The following is a 20,354-nucleotide window of genomic DNA, read 5'->3' on the forward strand; positions in this document are numbered from 1 at the left end:
TAGTTTTTTAAAAAAGTTGCTATTTATCGGAACCAAATGGCAAATCGATGCGTAGTACCGACAAAAGTCGATAGCAATATTTTAATTTCCCAGGGAGTGTTTATGAATTCAGAATCGTAAATTTTGAAACACTTTCGAATATAAAAAATGACTAAACTCACCTTTTAATTTAATCCTGTTTAATCATGACATAAATCATATATCAATAAACAATAAGACACGCAGACAAACGATATTATCACTAGTGCCTGTTAACCATACAGGATAATGAATATTAAAAATGCTTATGGACGGTAAAATAAAAGCAATTTTAATAACACTGGGTTTATTGTATCCTCTTCTCATTAATGTTGCATCGCAAGAGTGCAATGTTAACGTATTGACCAGGGGAGGGCCTTTTACACCCTATAATTTATGTGCGCCAGTAACTGTTGAGTGGGAACCATTTTATACTGTTGCTGAAGATATTAGTGGCAGTACCGTAGAGTTTCTTTTTGATTGGAACGATGGCAATGTTGAATATGTTGAGGCACAATTAGTAGATGCTGCAGCCAAAAAATGGTCAATCCCAACCATAACACATGACTATGATAGTGATCAGTGCCACTATAATCCTGAGTTGTATATTGTGGTTAATGGTGTGGTTTGCGAGAATTCGTTAAGGTCTGAAACCGTAATAGTTTGGGATAGAGATGATAGGAATGGAGGCGAAATTGCTATTGATCCTCGCGTTTTTCCAATTTGTATCGGCAATAGTGGCAGCGTAACCTTTATGGACAATAGCCAATGGAATTGTGTCCCGCCTGATGAAGATGACTTGCCAAACAACCATAAAAGATGGATACAGTGGATTTACGGAACCAATAATGGAGCACCTAACTTTATTGATAATGCAAGAGTTAATGGTGTCGTCAGAACCTATCCTTACGTTGGATCAATAGATGTTACGTCCGAACCGATCCTTGCACCAACAGCTCCATGGAATGAAGCTTTACCAATATTTGTTCCTGACAACCGATCAGTTGGTGATGAATTTGAAGTAACCTTAAACAACTGGAATTATTGTAATCCTTACGATCAGGGATATCCTCCTGTAACTACCACTGCAATTGTTCTGATTGTTGACGATCCGGATGGTAGTATTACTCCTGTGGGTCCTTTTTGTGAAAACGATGCTCCAATTATATTAACTCCTGTTACGGATGGTGGGCAATGGTCAGGTACGGGTATTGTAGATGAATGGTCAGGCGAGTTTGACCCCTCCATTGCCGGACCGGGAACACACCGGATTGACTATTATGTAGAGGATGGTAATAGCTGTAGTGCAACTGGATTTATAGATATCACGGTGATAGAATCTCCTCTCGCTAATATTATTCCAGGACCCGAAACATATTTATGTCCTGGAACACAGCTTGATTTAGATGGTAACCCCAGCCAGGGATTAATACCTTATACACACTTGTGGAGTGGTGATACCAGCCCACTGAATAACACCGCGATTGTTAATCCTTCCTTTGAAACAGTTAATGAAGGAACTTACGAGTTAGTATACAGGGTGACAGATAATAATGGTTGCTACGATGAAGACACTTTAGTTGTTGAAGTGGATTCGGTAAGTATCCGGTTCCTTAATAAGAATCTGGAGTTATGTACCGATATTTCGCAATCATTAGAACCAAACCCTGTTGGTGGTTCTGGTGTTTTTGTATTTCATCAATGGAGTGGCGACAGAACCGACTTATTATCTTCGACAGATACTGAGAATCCAATTTTTACAAGCACAACGCCGGGTGTTTATGGTTATCAGTATACAGTTAGGGACTCGTATGGCTGTGAAGATGTAGATAGTATATACGTTACAGTATCTGAACAACCTGTTAGTAATGCAGGGAATGATGCCATTGCTTGTGGATTGATATACGATCTTAATGCGATACCGTCGGTTGGTAGTGGGCAGTGGACTCTCAATGCAGGTCCGGGAGCTGTGAACTTTGCAGACGCGAGTGATCCACTAACTGAGGTTACTGTGGATACCTATGGCAGCTATACTTTTACCTGGACTGAAGATAATAACGGTTGTGTTGATAGTGATGATGTAAACATAGCCTTTAATCAGGTGCCTGATCCATCAGTTATAAATGATGCCGATACGTGTGGTTACGTTTATATTCTGCAGGCTTTTCCTGATATAGGAGTTGGACGTTGGGAGCAAGTTTTTGGTCCGGGAGCAGCTTCTTTTGCCAATCCTGATTTAAGTATTTCTGAAGTATCAGTTAACACGGCTGGAGTTTATGGTTTTGCCTGGGTTGAAGATAACAACGGTTGCCAGGCAGGTGATACTGTCAAAATTACCTTTTACCCAATTCCAGTTGCTTCTATAGGTCCATTCGATGGTGAATCTTGTAGTCCAATAGAAGTTACTTTTAACAATACATCCTCCGATGCCGATACGTATTTCTGGGATTTTGATGATGGCTATATATCCAATCAAAGTGATCCTGAACATACATTCGTCAATAACACCTTTGATCCAATAGACTATACAATTAAACTGGTTGCTTCCAATTCTTTTGGTTGTGTTGATACCTTGAACTCAGAATTAAGAGTATTACCGGCCCCATTGGCACAATTTGAATATAATGACGAACCGGGATGTAGTCCATTGGAAATTGAATTTACAAATCAGTCTGAAGGAGCCACCATTTACGAATGGCAATTTGGTGATGGAGATGCAAGTGCTTTAGAAGATGCAAAACATATTTATACAAATGAAGAACAGTACGTTCAATCATATAAGGCCACATTAATAGCTCACAATGATTATGGGTGTCGTGATATCCTGGATAATTATGTGACTGTGTATCCCCTCATTAATTACGATTTTGAGTTAACACCGTCAGAAGGATGCCATCCACTACTGGTAGAAATGGTTTCTGATCCTGGCGCATACTCATACACCTGGAATTTTGGTGATGGTCAATCGGCTGAAGGTGCCAATATTACATCGCATGTATTTGAAAATGAGGAATCCACTCCAGAAGATTACACGATTAAGTTATATACGAGTTCTGTTTTTGGGTGCCGCGATACTTCCGAGATGAATGTGACAGTATTTCCTTCACCAGTCAGTAATTTTACCTTGACCAATAGTGAAGGTTGCTCTCCGTTTATTGCTGAGTTCAATAATATGTCTGACGGGGCGACCAGTAGCAAATGGATATTTGATGATGATGAAGAAACTACAACCAATGATAGTGAAGATATCAAACACACTTACGTTAATCATGAATTAGCAACTGTCTCGTTCCAACCTTTGTTAGTTGTTGCCAACGATTATGGTTGTAAAGATTCAATATCTAAATTTCTTAATGTATTTCCTAAGGTAACTGCCGCAATATCCGATGGTGGAGAGGGATGTACGCCTTATATGGAAAGCTTGTTAAACAATTCCATTGGAGCTAGTCAATTTACCTGGAACTTTGGCGATGGTAACACTTCCAATAGCTTTAATGGTCATAACGAATATATCAACAATACACTTGTAGATCAGGATTATGAAGTGGAGATGATTGCCGAATCAGTTTACGGTTGCAGCGATACCACTTATACGGCTGTTACAGTTTACAGGCGGCCGGTTCCTGAATTTACTGTTAGTCCCAAGGAACTTCAAATGCCTAAATCCACAGTTCAATTAGCCAACACAACCCACGGAGACAAGTGGAATTACCGATGGTTATTTGGTGACGAAACCTCTTCTGTATTAAAAGATCCGAGTTCACACACTTATGCAGCCTCTGGTGAATATGAAATCTGGTTGAGAGTTGACGGAGAAAATTGCAGCGATTCATTAAGGCAAATCGTGACCATTTATCCTACACTTCCGGCAATCGATTATGGTCCGGATGTTGAAGGTTGTCCGCCACTGGAAGTGAATTTTTATAATAATACGGTGGATGCGCATACCTTCTTCTGGGATTTTGGCGATGGTAATGTGTCCTCGGAGAAAGAACCTGTTCATACTTATCACACATCGGGCAAATACAAGGTAAAACTTATGGCTGAAGGACCGGGTGGTTTGGTGGAGGCAGATCATGTTGAGATCAATGTATACGATACGCCCATGGCCGATTTTGAAGTGCGGCCGCCTAAGATTAAAATACCTGAAACAGTCTCGTTTATTAATAAATCAGAAGGAGCAACCAGCTATTTGTGGAATTTTGGTGATGGTAATACTTCTACGGAGCACTCTGTTCAATATGCCTACCAAAATACAGGTATCTACGATGTTCGTTTAACTGTAACAAATGAGCTGGGGTGTTCTGACGAGCATGTCATTCGGGAGGCTGTTATTGCCGAGGAAGCCGGGAGCATTGATTTTCCAAATGCGTTTACCCCTAATCCGGCTGGTTCTTCAGGGGGACAATATATTCCTGGTTCACCGGATAACTTTGTATTCTATCCATTTGTTCACGAGGGCATCGTAGATTATCAGTTACGAATTTATACGCGATGGGGCGAGTTAATCTTTGAAAGTCAGGACATCAAAATCGGATGGGACGGTTACCACATGGATAAAATTTGTGCTGCAGGGGTTTATATATGGAAGGTTACTTGCAAATATTCAAATGGTAATATTGAAATTAAAACAGGTGATGTAACACTATTCAGGTAATGAAAAGGATAATCTACATAGCATTGTTATTCGTCAGCGTTGTGGTTCGGGCGCAAGATCCGCATTTTTCGCAGTTCTATGCCAATCCATTGTATTTAAGCCCTTCGCTGGCTGGTGCAACTGATGGCGGGCGTCTGATTGTTAATTACAGGAATCAATGGCCTGAGGTATCAAAGGCCTTTTCAACCTATTCGGTTTCCTTTGATAATTTCTTTTCAAAGTTCAATAGTGGTATTGGATTTTATTTGATACAAGACCGGGCAGGGAGTGCCGGATTAACTACTACTAATGCCGCTTTTCAATATTCTTATAATTTAATCATATCTGATCATTGGCAAATTATCCCGGCCGTTCAGTTTGCATATGGTAACAAAGCGGTAGATTTTTCTAAAGCAATTTTCCCCGATCAACCGCCTTTATCAGGGGGAGGTAGCGGATCATTTGGCCGGCTCTCGAATGAACAGGTGCATTATATTGACTTAGCAAGTTCGGTATTTTTATACAGCCCCAAATATTGGATTGGATTAACGGTAGATCATCTGGCCAAACCCAATTACACTTTTATGAATGAAGATGCCAAAGCCGAGCTTAAATATGTGCTTTTTGGTGGAATGAATATTTGGCGTGAGAGAAGACGAAATACATCGGAGAAAGCTTTTTCTGCCAGTTTCAGATACCAGCGACAAGATAGATTTAACCAATTTGATTTGGGAGTTTACTGGCACAATTCGCCACTTGAGATAGGTGTTTGGTATCGTGGCTTACCTATTTTTAATAATGCAGAAGAAAGCTCCGCCGTTAATCAGGATGCTATTATAGCTTTATTGGCTTATGACTTGGGGCCTGTACGAGTAGGTTACAGCTATGACATCACAATTGGAAGCCTAGGATGGTCCACTGCAGGGGCACATGAGCTATCGCTAATTTTTGAGTTTAATCAGCGAGCACGTTTCAGAACCGGTGGCCGACGACCTGCAGTGCCATGTAGCGAAAGTGCTAATCCACTAAACAGTATTGGAGGTAAGTATACAAGGAAAAAAAGAAGGTTGTATTAATTCATTACGGATTCGATCTTTATTTGCACCATGCTTATAAAGATCGAATCCCTATTATATCATCTTAAAAGTGAGCTTATTCATAGCTCTAATACAGGCAAATATTTTGAAATGAATGGTGAATTAAATAAAGATCACATCCGTAATATTCAATAAAAAAAGACCTCCAAACAGGAGGCCTTTTTAGCATCATTATGAAAAAACTACCACTAATTAGAAAATATCAATTAAACGTTTTGGTTTAGCTTTGGCTTCTTCTTTTTTAGGAAGCTGAATGTTCAAGATTCCGTTTTCGTACTTAGCCGATATTTTTGATTCTTTCACTTTATCTTTTGGTAAAGTAAATGATCGTTTAAAAGATCCGTAGTTAAACTCGAAATGAGAATAATTTTTGGCTTCCTTCTTTTCCTCTTTCGATACTTCAATGGTTAATAGACCGTTTTCCAGCTCCACATTGAAATCTTTTTTGTTGAACCCGGGTGCTGCTACTTCAATATTGAATGCATCGTCAGTTTCCTGAATGTTCACTTTGGGTGTATTGAAGTACTGACCACCTTTAAGAAGGTCTGAATCATTCAAAAATTCGTGTCCAAAGAAATGGTTTAATAAACTACCGCTTTGTGGATACCTGTTGTTAAATTTTACTAGTCTCATAATTAAATCTCCTATTATTTTTAAGTTTTTAATTGTTTTCTGTTCTGACTGCAATAGTTCAATGATGATGCCATTTGTAAATATGTGTCAGATAGTCAGCTATATACGCAGTTACAGTGACAATGTGGCATTTTATTAATGAAATAAAGGTCATTTTGACATCATCCCATTTTTGCAAGAGGTAATCTTAATTTAAACTAGAAATAACGAAGAGGTAACTGCAAGCTTTGACTAAAAGAAGACCTTTGGGGCGTTATGAGAGTTATTTTCCTCCCAACAATTCCTGTGTGTATAGAGGTTGCCTTGTGCAACCTCTTTTTACTGGAAACATATTTTAGGTAATTCTAAAATAGGGTGGAAAACAAAAAAGCGAGAAGCTGAACAGCTTCTCGCTTTTTTGTTAATAATATTTTTCAATCTAGTAATCCCAGCTGAAACCTATATTAATACCTAACCAGTTTTGTTTATTCAGGTCAGATGACTTAAAAGAGGTACTGTAATCAACGCTGATAGCCAGACTCGCTTTGTAATTAATCGGTACCAATACACCGGCTTTTGGTGCCAACGACCAAGTCCACCCTTTGTTACTACTCGAGAACAAGCCATTATCGACCCTCTGTTCCATGTAATAAGTACCTGCAGCTAATCCCACGAACGGACGAACAACAGCATCATCGCCGGCAAAGTAATATTTACCTGTCGCCTGGATCGGAATTGCATTTAAGTAACGGTATTGATTACTGGTTATTGCTCCATTACTTAGAGGATAAGTATCCCTTGGTTTAGCTTCATAAAATGTATTCCATCCAACAAGGAAACCAACGCCGATACTTGGGTTTACAAACCTTTCAAACTCAAAGTTCATTCCCCTGAAACTGGCAGGATCAATATAATCTTTTGTATCACCCATTGGTAAGGCCATACTATAATATACGTTTGTTTTCGACTGAGCACTTACCTCTAAGCTAACAACTGCAAGTGCAACTATTAATAAAAACTTTACTAATTTCATTTCTTTCTATTTAATAAGTTGAGGTAAATGTTAGTTAAAACGGCGCCTGATCGAATAATTCATCAATGCCTCTTTCAATGCGGTCGCCTATGTATTCTTTGTCACCCTGTAATAATCCATCGAGAGCTCCTGAATAAACTAATGGAATGGTTTCATCATCAAAACTACGACTCTCATAATCTCCCATCTCAATTAGAATAGAACCTGTTTTATAGCTGTAGTATACAGGGTACCATGGGTAATATCCGCCCCATCCCCAACCGGGATACCAGGGATACCAACCACCCCACCAGCCTCCGCCGGGAATCCAAGCAGCACCAGTGTTATTTTGCTCAATTATAACAATTGCAATAGCCAGACTGGTGTCGGCAGTAGCTTCGACCATGCCTAATTTCCCAAGTTCGCTTCTCATCTGATCCAAAATGTCTTCATCGTAAATACGCTTCGGGTCTTCCACTTCTTCACCATCCTCAATGTGTAAAATTTCTTCAGGTAAAGAATAGGTTTTACCATCTAAATCATCAAAGTTGTACTTAGGATCATACTTAGAGATAGACGTGTCCAGCTCATCTACAAACTCGGCCCCACCGGGGTAACAGGCATACACTGTAAAAACAAGTGCTAATGCTACAAATAAATTAAATCTTGTCTTCATGTTACTTTTATTACTTTAAGGTTAGATGAAATAACTTAAGGTTAGCTGCTTTGCTTTAAATTATTCCACATAATTAATGTGATAAAATCAAATTTTGTTCAGATTATTAGTTAAAACAGGAAACAAATATATCCCCAATTTGGTTTACTTTTGATCTAATTAAACTTTAAGAAATTTAAACTATGAGAAAATTAATACTTTCATTGGCGATCGGGTTATTAACCATTAACATCTCGTCTGCACAAAATACGAATCAGGAAATTGGCTTAATTGGCTCAATCTTAAAATCAGAGATAAAAGTTTTTTTTGCTCAGAACATTGAATTAAAGACTTCACAAAATGAACTCTTCTGGCAAATTTATGACCAATATGAAGAGGAAGTTAAGCCGATTAGTGTTCAGAGATTTAAACTACTTGAACAAGTGATAGAAAGAGGTGGCGAGTTAACAAAGGAGGAGCTTGATAAAAAAATTATCGCTTTAAATAAAAGTAATAATAAGCGCATGAAGGTTCGCTTTAAGTATTATAAAATTTATAAGAAAAAGCTGGGTGTAAAGGTAGCATCACAATTTTACCAGATTGATAGTTACATCAATACGCATATCGCTGCTACTCTTAATGAAGGCATGCCTTTAATTAAGCCAAAAGATTAGATGGTTTTAGTATGACTAACTAATGCTGCATAGCGGCAGGAATTAATACGGATGCGATCTTTATTTACATCGAAACGAATAAAGATCGCATCCGTAATTTTTAACTTTCTATACACTCCGCTTAATATTCGATACTCGCCTTGGAAATTTCGGCACACTCCGCACGAATTTCCATACACTCCGACAGACTTTCGGTACTCGCCGTATCATATTCTTTACACACCGTTGAATATTCTCTGCAGTTCGCACGATATGCGGTACAGGTTGACAAATATTCCGTACACTCCGACAGATTTTCTATATACGTCGATGAACTTTCTGTACAAGCCGCGCTATATACTTTATACGTCGCTTAATATTTCGTATGGCTTGTTGGGCTAAATCTATCCCAAAAATGTCATTTGACAAGGTCTTATAGTACTTATCCGATGAATATAAACGATATAGTAATATTCATCGGATAAGTTCGGTAAACTTCATTGCAATACTCGTCGCCCGACTAAATTGAATTAATATCTATTAGTCGGACGACGAGTGGTAAGGTGTTAATAATAGACTAACTTTTTCGTTTTTTAAATCTTTATACTGCCCCCTGATCAATAATTGCTTCGGCAACTCTATGGAATGCTGCAATATTGGCTCCTTTTAAGTAATTAATACTATTAGGTTCCTGTCCGTGAACCTGGCATAATTCGTGGGTTCTTTGCACCATATCCTGCAAGCGCTGTTCAATTTCGGTATCCGTCCAGTTGACTTTCATATTATTCTGAGCCAATTCCAGTGCCGAGATAGCTACTCCACCTACATTGGTTGCTTTACTTGGCACATAGCGTAGGTTATTATCTGTCAATGTTTGAATGGCTTCTTCGGTACACGATTGATCAGCTCCTTCAATAACATACTGGCATTTATTATCGATCAGCATTTGGGCTTCACCTTCGCCAATCTCATTTTGGATGGCACAAGGTATGGCGATATCACATTTGACCTCCCAGGGCTTTTTGCCTTCGTAATACATTGTTCCGGGAAATTCGATGGAGTAGGGGCGAACCAGATCTTGCGATGTAGCTCGCAACTCGATCAGGTACTCAAGTTTCTCGTTATCGATACCGTTGGGGTCATAAATATAGCCATCGGGGCCGGAGATTGTTACGACTTTAGCACCAAGAGCAATGGCTTTTTTAATTACTCCGTGTGCCATATTGCCAAAGCCTGATACAGTAATTGTTTTACCAGACAATGTATCGTTATAATGCTCAAGCATGGATTTCAGGAAATAGACTACACCAAATCCGTTGGATTCAGCTTTTAATCTTGTTCCTCCCCAATCTGGTGATTTACCGGTGAATGTTCCGCTATGCTGATGACTGAGTTTACGATACATCCCAAATAAGTACCCGATCTCACGACTGCCAACACCAATATCACCGCCCAGGATATCAATATCAGGACCAAGAACATCCCATAGTTGCAGGATATAACTTTGACAAAAACGCATAATCTCAGCATCAGACTTACCCTTTGGATCGAAATTAGCACCTCCCATGGCGCCACCTAACGGAATTGCTGTTAAACTGTTCTTAAAAACCTGTTCAAATGCCAGCATTTTAACTGTACCCAAAGTCAGTGCCGGATGAAAACGCACACCACCTTTATATGGTCCCAGGGCATTATTATACTGAACACGATAGCCTCTGTTAACAATTACCTTTCCTTCATCATTGAGCCAGGGTACTTTAAAAATCAGCACACGGTCAGGCTCTGTTAATCGCTCCAAAACAGCAGCATTGCTTAACCTGAAATCGTCTTGAATACGCTCTGCAACCGATGAAAAAAACAACCTTACACCCTGAATAAATTCTGGTTCATTGGGGTTGTTAAGTTGGAGCTGATGAAGGAACTTATCTAAATTCATAGCCTTTCGTATAAAGTGATTAATGCAAATTATAATCTGATGACGGATCATCGTCATCTTGTTCTTTGTCTGCAGGTGGAAGAACAACGCCAATTCCTTTTTGCCCGTCGATTTTCACGCTGCAGGTATTTGGTAACTGAACATGTCGAATATATTCATCCTCATATACAGCCGGCAAAGCATCCAGAAATTCGGTATTGACATAGCCATCACCAATGGATGGCGTTACTGTAAAATACCCAACTCTTAAACTCGTTAAATTCTGGAAGAAATGAGTTCCCTGGCTGGGATCAACCCGGTAATTTTCTAATCCGGTTTCGATTATGACACGAGCTGCTGATATCTGCGTCCACTTTACCGGAACTCCCAACCACGAATCCTGAGAACCCCAACGGCCCGGCCCCATCAGCACATAAGATTTTTGTCCGGCATGAAATGGAGCATTCAATTTTTCGATAATCGGTACCAGTTTGGTGTTATTGGCCGGATTAAAAGTTTCTGTTTTTATATAAATAATGTCCTTAATATCATCGATCACTCCATTGCCCAGGGCAGACTTTGAATAGATCAGCGTATCTTCGGGTTTCACCTCTTCCAGCTTTTCGGAAATCGACTCTTTGGAATCGACGATTGGTCGTATTTGTAAAAGATAGAATATCAGAGGATGACCTGGAGCCCCTTGCAGGTCGACAGCAAACTCGACTTCAACGGGTTGATTCATCTCTTTTTGACCGATCTCCAATACATTTTTGATTATTGGTGCCAATGGAAATGCATCGTATTTAAGTACATTGGCAAAAGTAACAATACGCAGTCCTTTGGCTGTTAAACCATCACGAATCATATGGTTGTTATAGTCATATACCGATCCTAGCCATCTTAAAGTACCATGTGATTCGGCGGTTTTCAAATCCAGTTTTACAATGTTGATTGAATCATCTACCGAGGGATGGAAGCTAGATGATTTTAAATCGAGGGCAAAAAAGTTCTTTTGTGTTTCCCTTACCGCCATATCGGTGCTTGACAGTTGTAGTATCTTCTGTGGATACTTTGGAGAAAATCTCAACGAGGCGCTTCCTTCAACAATATGTTTGCCAAGTCCCATTGCCACATTAACAGTTCCATCTTCAGCTTTTTCGGGTTCTATCGGATAGAAGTTAACAGATCGTCCAACACCGGAAATAGTAGGATAAAACAGATCACCGTGTTTTTGACCTACCACTTCCTGTAAAACGATACCCATACGTTCCTCATCAATCACATTCATAGTGGCTTCCATATACCGCTTGCTCGAATTATAGAAGGCTGAAGCATATACACATTTGATGGAATCGCAAAGCTGATCGAGTACTGTATTTTCATTATCGTGATTAGCAATCATATACGTGGAGTAAATGCCGGCAAATGGTTGATAATGGCTATCCTCCAATACACTTGACGATCGGACGGCTATCGGCCCCTGTGCAATGGAAATAAACTTTAGCAAATCACCATGTATTCGTTCGGGCAGTTTAGCTTTTACAAAAGCATCCAGTATTTCTTCATCGCTTACTTCAGAAAGAGCAATCGGATACAATTCATTGATTTCCATAAACTCGTCAAACACGTCGGTACTAAGCACGACTGTTCTTGGTATTGTGACAATGACATTGTCAATGGCATGAAAAGCATTGTATTTTTTTATCAGGAGGTTGAGGAATGCCAGCCCACGAGCTTTTCCGCCAATGGTTCCTTCGCCAATTCGGGTAAATGTTAAATATTCGTCGAACTTTTCACGGTAAAACTTAGCGATGATGCCGCGGGCCTTGCTGTAACGGAAGTTGGCTATCGTGTCGAACAGGAACTTTTTCGTCGCTTCCAGATTGGCGAAATCTTCAACTTTAAGGTATTTGATAACCTCGGCAACAGCAAAAAGAGCCCTTGCATTGAGCCATTTAGAAATATGGTCGCGTTGAAAATGATATAATAGCGAGTCATCCGGAATTTGAAACAATTGTTCCTGCAATTCTTTCAAATTGCTTACCCGACCTACTTCGTCACTGGTTTTTGGATCGACGAATACAAAATCACCAAAAGCCAGGTACTTATTAATAAAGTGCTTCAGACGCCTTAATAAAGAGGAAGAGTGTTTGAATAAGAAAGCAACTTTTAAATCCTTGGCATTTTGCTCCAAACTACGGTTGGATGACTGCAAAAGAAATGGCATGTATTTATTACGTTGCTTTACGTGTTTGGCTAGCTTGAGTCCCGCCTCTGTATCTTTAACGCCACCTTTGTTATATGACACATCGGAGATGATGCCCAGCATATTTTCTTCGTACTTTTCGTAAAGTTCAATAGCTTCTTCATAGGAACGAGCCAAAAGGATTTTTGGGCGTCCACGCATCCGCATCATCTTTTGGTGTTCGTTCAAGCCTTCATCCATAAATTTTTTGGCTTGTTTTAAGATGATTCGGTATATAAGTGGCAGGTAGCTTGAATAAAACCGGACAGAATCTTCGACTAATAAGATGGTTTGCACACCTACTTCCTGTACATCATGCTCCACATTCATCTCATCCTCAATCAGCTTTATAATGGCAAGCATAATATCTGCATTGCCCAGCCAGCAGAAAATATAGTCGATGGCACTTGTATCTTCACGACTCATCCGCACAGACACCTCGCGCGAGAATGGAGTTAAAACTACAATGGGAATGCTCTCGTAACTTTCTTTTACTTTTTTAGCCATCGAGAACGGATCCATTCCACCAATACTCAACATGGTGATAACCAAATCAATTTGTTCGATTTCTAGTATGGCTAATGCTTCCTCAGAGGTTTCAACATGGATAAACTGCGGCGGATAACGCAGGTTAAGCGACACATATTCATTAAATATCTGCTCGTCAATACGGCCATCTTCATCAAGCATAAAGGCGTCGTATCCACTGCAGATCAACAGCACTTTATGGATTCTTTTTTGCATCAGGTGGCCAAAAGCCGTATCGGAGAAATAAGATGTTTGTTGTGTATTTATAGAATTAGTCATTCTTTTATTTCTTTCAGATCTCCATTGCAGACCTTAAGGTTTTTAAAACCTTAAGGTCTAAGGATCTATATTTTTATTAAATCTTCAATACTTCGGTAATCTACATTGTCGTCATGATACGAAATAAATCCATCAATTCCATCAAAACACCCAACAACATTATCTCTTTTTAGCTTTGTTTCTTTAACACTGATAATTGTTTGATATGAACTCCAGGGATACTCGATTATATGATCGCAAAATCCATGATGAACTGGATTACGATGAATATAGTGTATGACATTCTTAAACTGATTCAAGCAACTTATTTCAATTCGCTTATATGGACTTACAAACAAGGGCCCTATTCTATTATATTTTTTATTGAATGCTTTGGTATATGCATTAAACAAATTTGACCAATATTGAAATGGCTTTTTGGATGCAACTTCTCTATTAATTTTTACTAAAAAGTGAAAATGATTAGGCATTAGCACCCAGGAATAGGTGTCGGCAATTGAATCAATATATTTACTGTACAGTGCCAGAAAGTAACGATAATTATCAGGCTCCCGAAAAAGATTTTCTCCATTCCGGGCTTTATTGAAAATATGATAATAGCGGTCAGGCTGTATGTTTATATTCGTATTCATTTAGGTAATTCTATAATGATGTATCAGCATCTAAAATCTACCTACCCAAGGTAACAATTGCTTTTCGTTTTTTGCCATCCATCCGTAAAATCAGAGGCTGTTTAAAACGAATATGTCTGAAATAGTTAGTTTGTTCAATCAATTCAGCCTTACTTAACTCATCCCATTTGATAAATGATTGCTCGTCACCACCAACAACAGAGCAGTAGCCAACCTGCATGGTAGTTACATTGTGGAAGAAGTGTGATCCTCCTGAAGCTTCCAGCGGGAAATTCTCCAAATCAGTTTCCACAATCATTTTAGCCTGTGAAATCTGTGTCCAGGTAACAGGAATGCCGATCCAGGGATCACGCGTTCCCCATCGCCCGGGACCAATGAGAATGTATTGACGGTTGGTCTGTTTCATTTTGGCGTTCAGGCTTTCAATCTCTGCCACCATACCTCTGGTTTTAGATTTATCGAAGGTAGCTGTATCTACATATATCAGATCAAATATAGTCTTGTTTTTACCATTACCCATGCTTTGACTTGATTGCAGAATCACCTTTTCCTGATTGACGCTCTCCATATTGATACTATAGTTTTGCGCCCCGCCTAATAATGGTTTGATCTGCAATAAATAAAAACTGGCATTGCCATCTTTATCTTTTGTCAGATCAACTGCAAACTCGATTTCAACAGGTGCCCCCATAGCCTCCTTCACCACATCTAATATCACTTCTAGGGCTTTGGGTAATGGGATGTAATTGTATTTAAGAATATCGGCAAAATTAATGATACGTGGCCCATCACTTGCCAGTCCTGTCTCAATGGTATTGTTATCCGGGTTATAAACAGATGCCAGATGCTTTAAGGTTCTGTGCTTCTCGGCTTCATAAAGATCCAATCGGGTTAATCCGGCAGTTTCGCCTTCCAGCAAGTTCAGATTTTTCTTTTTGAGATCGATGGCATAAAACTCAGTTTGCGAATTCTTGAACATATCCTTGGCCGAATTATTATCCAAATCAGGATAAACTGGGCAGAAACGCAGAGCCTTTTCTCCATCAACCACATATTTACCGAAACCCAGTGCCATTACGGCAAATCCATCTTCGGGATTCATATGACCAAAGGAATAATAATTGTAGGATTGAGCAACACCACTGATATGTGGATAAAACACATCATCATATTTTTTTCCTACAGCTTCCTGGATGACGACAGCCATTTTTTCCTCCTCAATTTTAAAATCAACAGCTTCGGTGAATGCACGGGCGTTGTCACTGAACACAGAGGCAAATACCAATCTGACCGCATTACACAATTCGGTCAGTCGTTCCTCAATACTTTCAGCATTGTTGGGTAATAAATAAGTTTCGAATACACCGGCAAAAGGTTGCTTCTGACTATCTTCCAATAGACCTGATGAGCGTACCGCAATTGGTTCGGTAAAGATAGTTAATAAGCGTTTTAAGCGCTGAATCAGGCTTAAAGACAATTCTCCGTCAAGAAATATTTTTTTTATCTGATGATAACTCAGGTTACGGAAGATGAGTTCGCGAAAGTTGTTCCGATCCATGAACATCTCAAACTCATCGGTTCCAATCACTGTGGTTTTAGGTGTACGAATGTTGATGCCTTTAACATAGGTTCCAAAATCAAAATTAAAAAGAAGAGTATTGATAAATGATAAACCACGACCTTTTCCTCCTAGGGAACCACCAGACAGGCGCACAATATTGGTGTCATCAATGGTATCAATTTCGTCGAAATCAATCACCTTGCCTTGGTTTTTTTCTTCACGATGCCTGGTGATAACTTCCTGCAGGTAGCTTCTGATATGTTCGGCATCATCAAAATCAGATATCCTGTAAGGCGCAATTTTGCGGGCAATTTTAATCTCACCCCTGGCCATCAACCATAATGAGAAGTGATTTTTTCGGGCATGATAAACAATGGATTCGGCAGGAACCTTACGCATGGTGCGTTCAAACTCCTTCAGATTACGGGCAACTGCAATGGTTCGTCCGTGTGCATCTTTGTAGACAAAATTACCGAAGCCAAGGTAGTGGCTGATAAATGTCTTGATATCCTGAATAAGGCTTTCGGAGTATTTATTGATAAAGACTGTTTTTAGTTCATAGGCATCCTGCGAGTATTCTATTTTAGATGATTGCAATATAACCGGTAAGTCTTTAATTTGTGTTTTAACGTAATTCACCAGTTCGAATCCGGCATTGGCATCCAATCGTCCGTTTCTGGAAAATTCAACATCTGAAATCAAACACAAGAGATAGTCTCGGTATTTTTCAAATATTTCAAGGGCTTCTTCATAGGTACGAGCCAGTAAAATCTTCGGACGTGCCTTTAAGCGAAGAACAGCATAAAGCTCATCCTCTTTTACATCATCAATCAAACGTTTGGTTTGTTCCAGCACACTGGCATATAACAAGGGTAAATACTTGGAGTAGTAACGCACTGAGTCTTCAACTAACAGAATCACTCTTGCCAGTCCAATTTCTGTATCATTTTCTACATTCACTTTATCTTCTAAATGAAAAACCATTGATGAGAAGACCTTGGGATCACCATTCCAGACGAATATCTCATCCAGCACTCCCAATTCGCGCTGTCGTGCCTGGTAATAAGGTATATCGCCATCGTTATTTAATAGCATGAAAATCGGAATGTAAGGAAACTCTTTTTTTACCATTTGGCTAAGTGCCATTGGCGACTTCTTTTCAACGCCAACCATTACAATTATCAGGTCGAAGTGTTTTTCATTCAGCTTCGCCATTGCTTCGTTGTAGGTGGTAACACCTGTTACCCTGGGCACCTGGGTTAGATGCAGATGATAAAAACCACCCATCACCTGTTCGGTAAAGCGGCCTTCGTTTTCAATAGCGTAGGCATCGTAAAGAGTTGCAACCAAAAGAATTTCTTTGACTTTGAAGGGCATCAGATCGTGGTAAATATCACGGGCAGCATTATTGCGGTGCATAAAATTTTGCAATAGATGCTTACTGGTCTGTTGAGGTTCAGTTTTCTCTGATGTTAAACGATGATCAGGAGGAGGAGACATAGGTCTTCTTACCTGCTCCATCAAGCTGCGTGCCTCAACACCATTGAGGTAGCCGACTACCAAATGTGACAGGTTTTTTATCAGGTCATTTTCTTCATTTAGAAACAGCTCTTCCTGTGTTTTTGCCAACTCAGTTTGGTAAAATATTTCTATGGCTCCCTTCTTACCCTCAATTGTTTCAAAAGAATGACGTAACAACCAAGGACTTTCTATAAAGCTGGGGCTAAGGTACTCCTGACCTTCAAAGGTTATTCGGGCCACAGAATATTCAGGATGTTGCATACCTGCCGGTATCTTCTCAACAATATGGCTTAGAGTATAGTCAATCGGCATTTTTAAGGCAATAATCTTTGATGTTTCATTAATTGTTTGAAGTTCTTTTACCCGTTCCTGTCGTTCCTGCTTTTCCAGAGCGGCCAAATGACTGTTTAAAAAATCAGTTATGAGTCTTGATAAATTAATGAGCAGATCCCGTTCTTCTGCCAGAAAAGGATCATTATTCAGTGAAGGGAAGCGCTTTGTGTAGAATACATCAATGGAACCAAGCTGTCCGTCAATAGTCTGAAAACGTTGGGTTTGTACCCATTCGGTCTCGCTGAAGTACTCACTTTGGTAAGTTTTATCCCCAAAGGTGATGCGTGCAACAGTGTATTCGGCATATTGCCAGCCTAAAGGCAATACAAAGACGATCTGCTGAAGCACATCATCAATTGACTTTCCTTCATTAATAATACGAGTAGTGCGATTAATGGTCGATAATTCTTTCAGGCGCTCTACCGATTCTGAATGATTTCGCTCGGCCACAATCCGGTTGATAAAACCAGTTAACAATCGTGCCAGTTGATTAAGTAATGAGCGTTCATCTCTGGAAAAAGGCCCCTCATCCATGTTGGGATGTGCCTCTGTATAAAAAGCATCAATAACTCCTTTACCTCCATCAATGGTAGAAAAGCGTTCGGTCAAAACAGCGCTGGTCTCCGGCATGGTATTGGTTTGATACTCTATTGATTTGTATCGGATTCGAATACTGATATCCTGGTAAGTAAATCCTTTCCCCAATGAATAAACAATCTCTTCAATGGTTTCGTCAATGGGATTTTCCAACTCAATAATATCAAGTAAGAGATTCATGGTTTGCAGCACTCGCTGTGAACTCTTATCCGATAAAGAAATTTGATGTGATAGCTTGGTCATGATCAAAATGATAAAGCTATAAGTTACGTAAAAAGGATAACAAGTGCCTGATGGATAATTAATCTTTAAGATACCTTGCTATCTGTAGAAAAGGAAAAACTTGCGAATGATGTTTTCTGAATATTATTTCACTTTAAATCAAATAGCTATCGCAATTCGAAAATTAATTCCTTAACTTTTTTCTATTGAAAAGAAACGATAAACCAAGACCCGAATTTAGGCTGAAAGTAGGTTAAACCCGAAGGATGCACAATTAATACTTCAAAATGCATAATAAGGGTAGGAGGGAGTAACAGAGAGCAAATGTTCAAATTATGTATCTAATCATTCTATTAATAACCCCTTAAATGCTACTATTATGTCACACACTTCATCATTAAGCACCTCGGCTTTTATGGCTGAGTTGATGGCGAAGAATCCTGCCGAACCTGAATTTCACCAGGCGGTACACGAAGTGGTTGAATCACTCGACCATTTTCTTGATGAAAATCCTAAGTACAAACATGCTCGTATCCTTGAACGGATTGTTGAACCAGAGCGCATAATCATGTTTCGGGTTCCCTGGGTGAACGATAAGGGCGAGATGTGCGTTAATCGTGGATATCGCATTGAGATGAACAGCGCTATTGGACCTTACAAAGGTGGCTTACGATTTCACCCGACAGTTAACCTGGGTATTCTGAAGTTCCTGGCCTTTGAACAAGTATTTAAAAACAGTTTAACGACTCTGCCAATGGGCGGCGGAAAAGGAGGTAGTGATTTTGATCCGAAAGGTAAATCGGATAACGAGGTGATGCGTTTTTGCCAAAGTTTTATGACCGAGCTATACCGGCACATCGGCCCTAATACAGATATTCCGGCTGGTGATATAGGTGTTGGTGGTCGTGAAATAGGTTTTTTATATGGGCAGTATAAGCGCATTGTGAACGAGTTTACCGGTGTACTGACTGGTAAAGGTCTTAAATGGGGTGGAAGTCTTATCCGACCCGAAGCAACCGGATATGGTAATGTTTACTTTGCGCAGGAAATGCTTAAGACAAGAGGAGAAAGTTTTAGTGGCAAAACAGTTTTGGTTTCAGGATCGGGTAATGTCGCTCAGTTTACAGTTGAGAAAGTCAATGATCTTGGTGGTAAAGTTGTCACTTTATCTGATTCGAGCGGATATATTTACGATTCGGATGGCATTGACTCTGAAAAATTGAAATACGTGATGTATCTCAAAAACAATAAGCGTGGCCGTATTAAAGAATATGCCGACAAATACGGTGCTAAGTATGTAGAAGGAGAGCGTCCGTGGAGTGAAAAGGCGGATATTGCATTGCCAAGTGCTACTCAAAATGAAATTAACGAGACGGAAGCGATCACCTTGATCAGTAATGGTTGTTTCTGCGTTTCAGAAGGTGCTAATATGCCATCGACACCTGAAGCTATACAGGTGTTTATTGACAAAGGCATCTTGTTTGGACCAGGCAAAGCAGCCAATGCTGGAGGTGTTGCTGTTTCAGGACTGGAAATGACCCAAAACAGTATGCGGCTTAACTGGACACGCGAAGAGGTGGATCAACGGCTTCAGACCATTATGCAAAGTATTCATCAAACTTGTTGTGAATACGGAAACAAAGGCAACGGTTTTATTAATTATGTAGATGGAGCAAATATTGGCGGTTTTGTTAAAGTAGCCGATGCCATGATGTCGCAAGGAGCGGTATAATGCTTTGTGTTGCTGTTAGAAACTTCAATATAATACTCGTCGTTCGATTAGATGTCTATTAATCGGGCGGCGAGTAAATGAAATAAAAAAGCCGGCCCATTGCGGA

The 20,354-nt window shown here is 39.6% G+C and carries 11 protein-coding genes; 4 read left to right on the forward strand and 7 right to left on the reverse strand.

Annotated elements, in window-relative coordinates:
- Positions 1-286: 286 nt before the first annotated feature.
- Both AC4MRQ_RS00570 and AC4MRQ_RS00575 read left to right on the forward strand, forming a co-directional pair.
- Entirely contained in the window at positions 287-4,675 is a 4,389-nt protein-coding gene (locus AC4MRQ_RS00570; RefSeq protein WP_491195681.1) for a PKD domain-containing protein, read from the forward strand.
- Entirely contained in the window at positions 4,675-5,730 is a 1,056-nt protein-coding gene (locus AC4MRQ_RS00575) for a PorP/SprF family type IX secretion system membrane protein (RefSeq protein ID WP_491195682.1), read from the forward strand. Before AC4MRQ_RS00570 ends, AC4MRQ_RS00575 begins: the two co-directional genes overlap by 1 nt.
- A 213-nt stretch (positions 5,731-5,943) precedes the next feature.
- Here the strand turns inward: AC4MRQ_RS00575 and AC4MRQ_RS00580 are convergent, their stop codons facing one another.
- The 3 genes from AC4MRQ_RS00580 to AC4MRQ_RS00590 all read right to left on the reverse strand — a co-directional run bounded on the left by AC4MRQ_RS00580 (position 5,944) and on the right by AC4MRQ_RS00590 (position 8,051).
- On the reverse strand, positions 5,944-6,384 hold the full coding sequence (locus tag AC4MRQ_RS00580; protein ID WP_491195683.1) for an Hsp20/alpha crystallin family protein: 441 nt from the start codon (positions 6,382-6,384) through the stop codon (positions 5,944-5,946).
- Between the two features lie 418 nt (positions 6,385-6,802).
- Positions 6,803-7,396 (reverse strand): outer membrane beta-barrel protein, encoded by a 594-nt coding sequence (locus tag AC4MRQ_RS00585; protein WP_491195684.1) that lies wholly within the window; start codon positions 7,394-7,396, stop codon positions 6,803-6,805.
- A gap of 34 nt (positions 7,397-7,430) precedes the next feature.
- A complete protein-coding gene (locus AC4MRQ_RS00590) occupies positions 7,431-8,051 on the reverse strand; it encodes a DUF4136 domain-containing protein (RefSeq protein WP_491195685.1) in 621 nt (206 codons plus the stop codon).
- A gap of 182 nt (positions 8,052-8,233) precedes the next feature.
- Here AC4MRQ_RS00590 and AC4MRQ_RS00595 point away from each other — a divergent pair, with 182 nt between their 5' ends.
- On the forward strand, positions 8,234-8,704 hold the full coding sequence (locus AC4MRQ_RS00595) for a hypothetical protein (RefSeq protein ID WP_491195686.1): 471 nt from the start codon (positions 8,234-8,236) through the stop codon (positions 8,702-8,704).
- Between the two features lie 580 nt (positions 8,705-9,284).
- Here the strand turns inward: AC4MRQ_RS00595 and gdhA (AC4MRQ_RS00600) are convergent.
- From gdhA (AC4MRQ_RS00600) to AC4MRQ_RS00615, 4 genes are all read right to left on the reverse strand, one after another.
- Positions 9,285-10,619 carry an NADP-specific glutamate dehydrogenase gene (gdhA, locus tag AC4MRQ_RS00600; RefSeq protein WP_491195687.1) on the reverse strand — a complete coding sequence of 445 codons (1,335 nt, stop codon included), beginning with the start codon at positions 10,617-10,619 and terminating at the stop codon, positions 9,285-9,287.
- A 19-nt stretch (positions 10,620-10,638) separates the two neighbouring features.
- Positions 10,639-13,650, reverse strand: a complete 3,012-nt coding sequence (locus AC4MRQ_RS00605) for a PEP/pyruvate-binding domain-containing protein (protein ID WP_491195688.1) — start codon at positions 13,648-13,650, stop codon at positions 10,639-10,641.
- A 65-nt stretch (positions 13,651-13,715) separates the two neighbouring features.
- Positions 13,716-14,282, reverse strand: a complete 567-nt coding sequence (locus AC4MRQ_RS00610) for a transposase (RefSeq protein WP_491195689.1) — start codon at positions 14,280-14,282, stop codon at positions 13,716-13,718.
- Positions 14,283-14,319: 37 nt separating this feature from the next.
- Positions 14,320-18,537 (reverse strand): PEP/pyruvate-binding domain-containing protein, encoded by a 4,218-nt coding sequence (locus AC4MRQ_RS00615; RefSeq protein ID WP_491195690.1) that lies wholly within the window; start codon positions 18,535-18,537, stop codon positions 14,320-14,322.
- Positions 18,538-18,895: 358 nt separating this feature from the next.
- Here AC4MRQ_RS00615 and gdhA (AC4MRQ_RS00620) point away from each other — a divergent pair, with 358 nt between their 5' ends.
- Positions 18,896-20,248, forward strand: coding sequence for an NADP-specific glutamate dehydrogenase (gdhA, locus tag AC4MRQ_RS00620; RefSeq protein WP_491195691.1), 1,353 nt, complete (start codon positions 18,896-18,898; stop codon positions 20,246-20,248).
- Positions 20,249-20,354: the final 106 nt, after the last annotated feature.

The organism is Carboxylicivirga sp., from assembly GCF_982718395.1.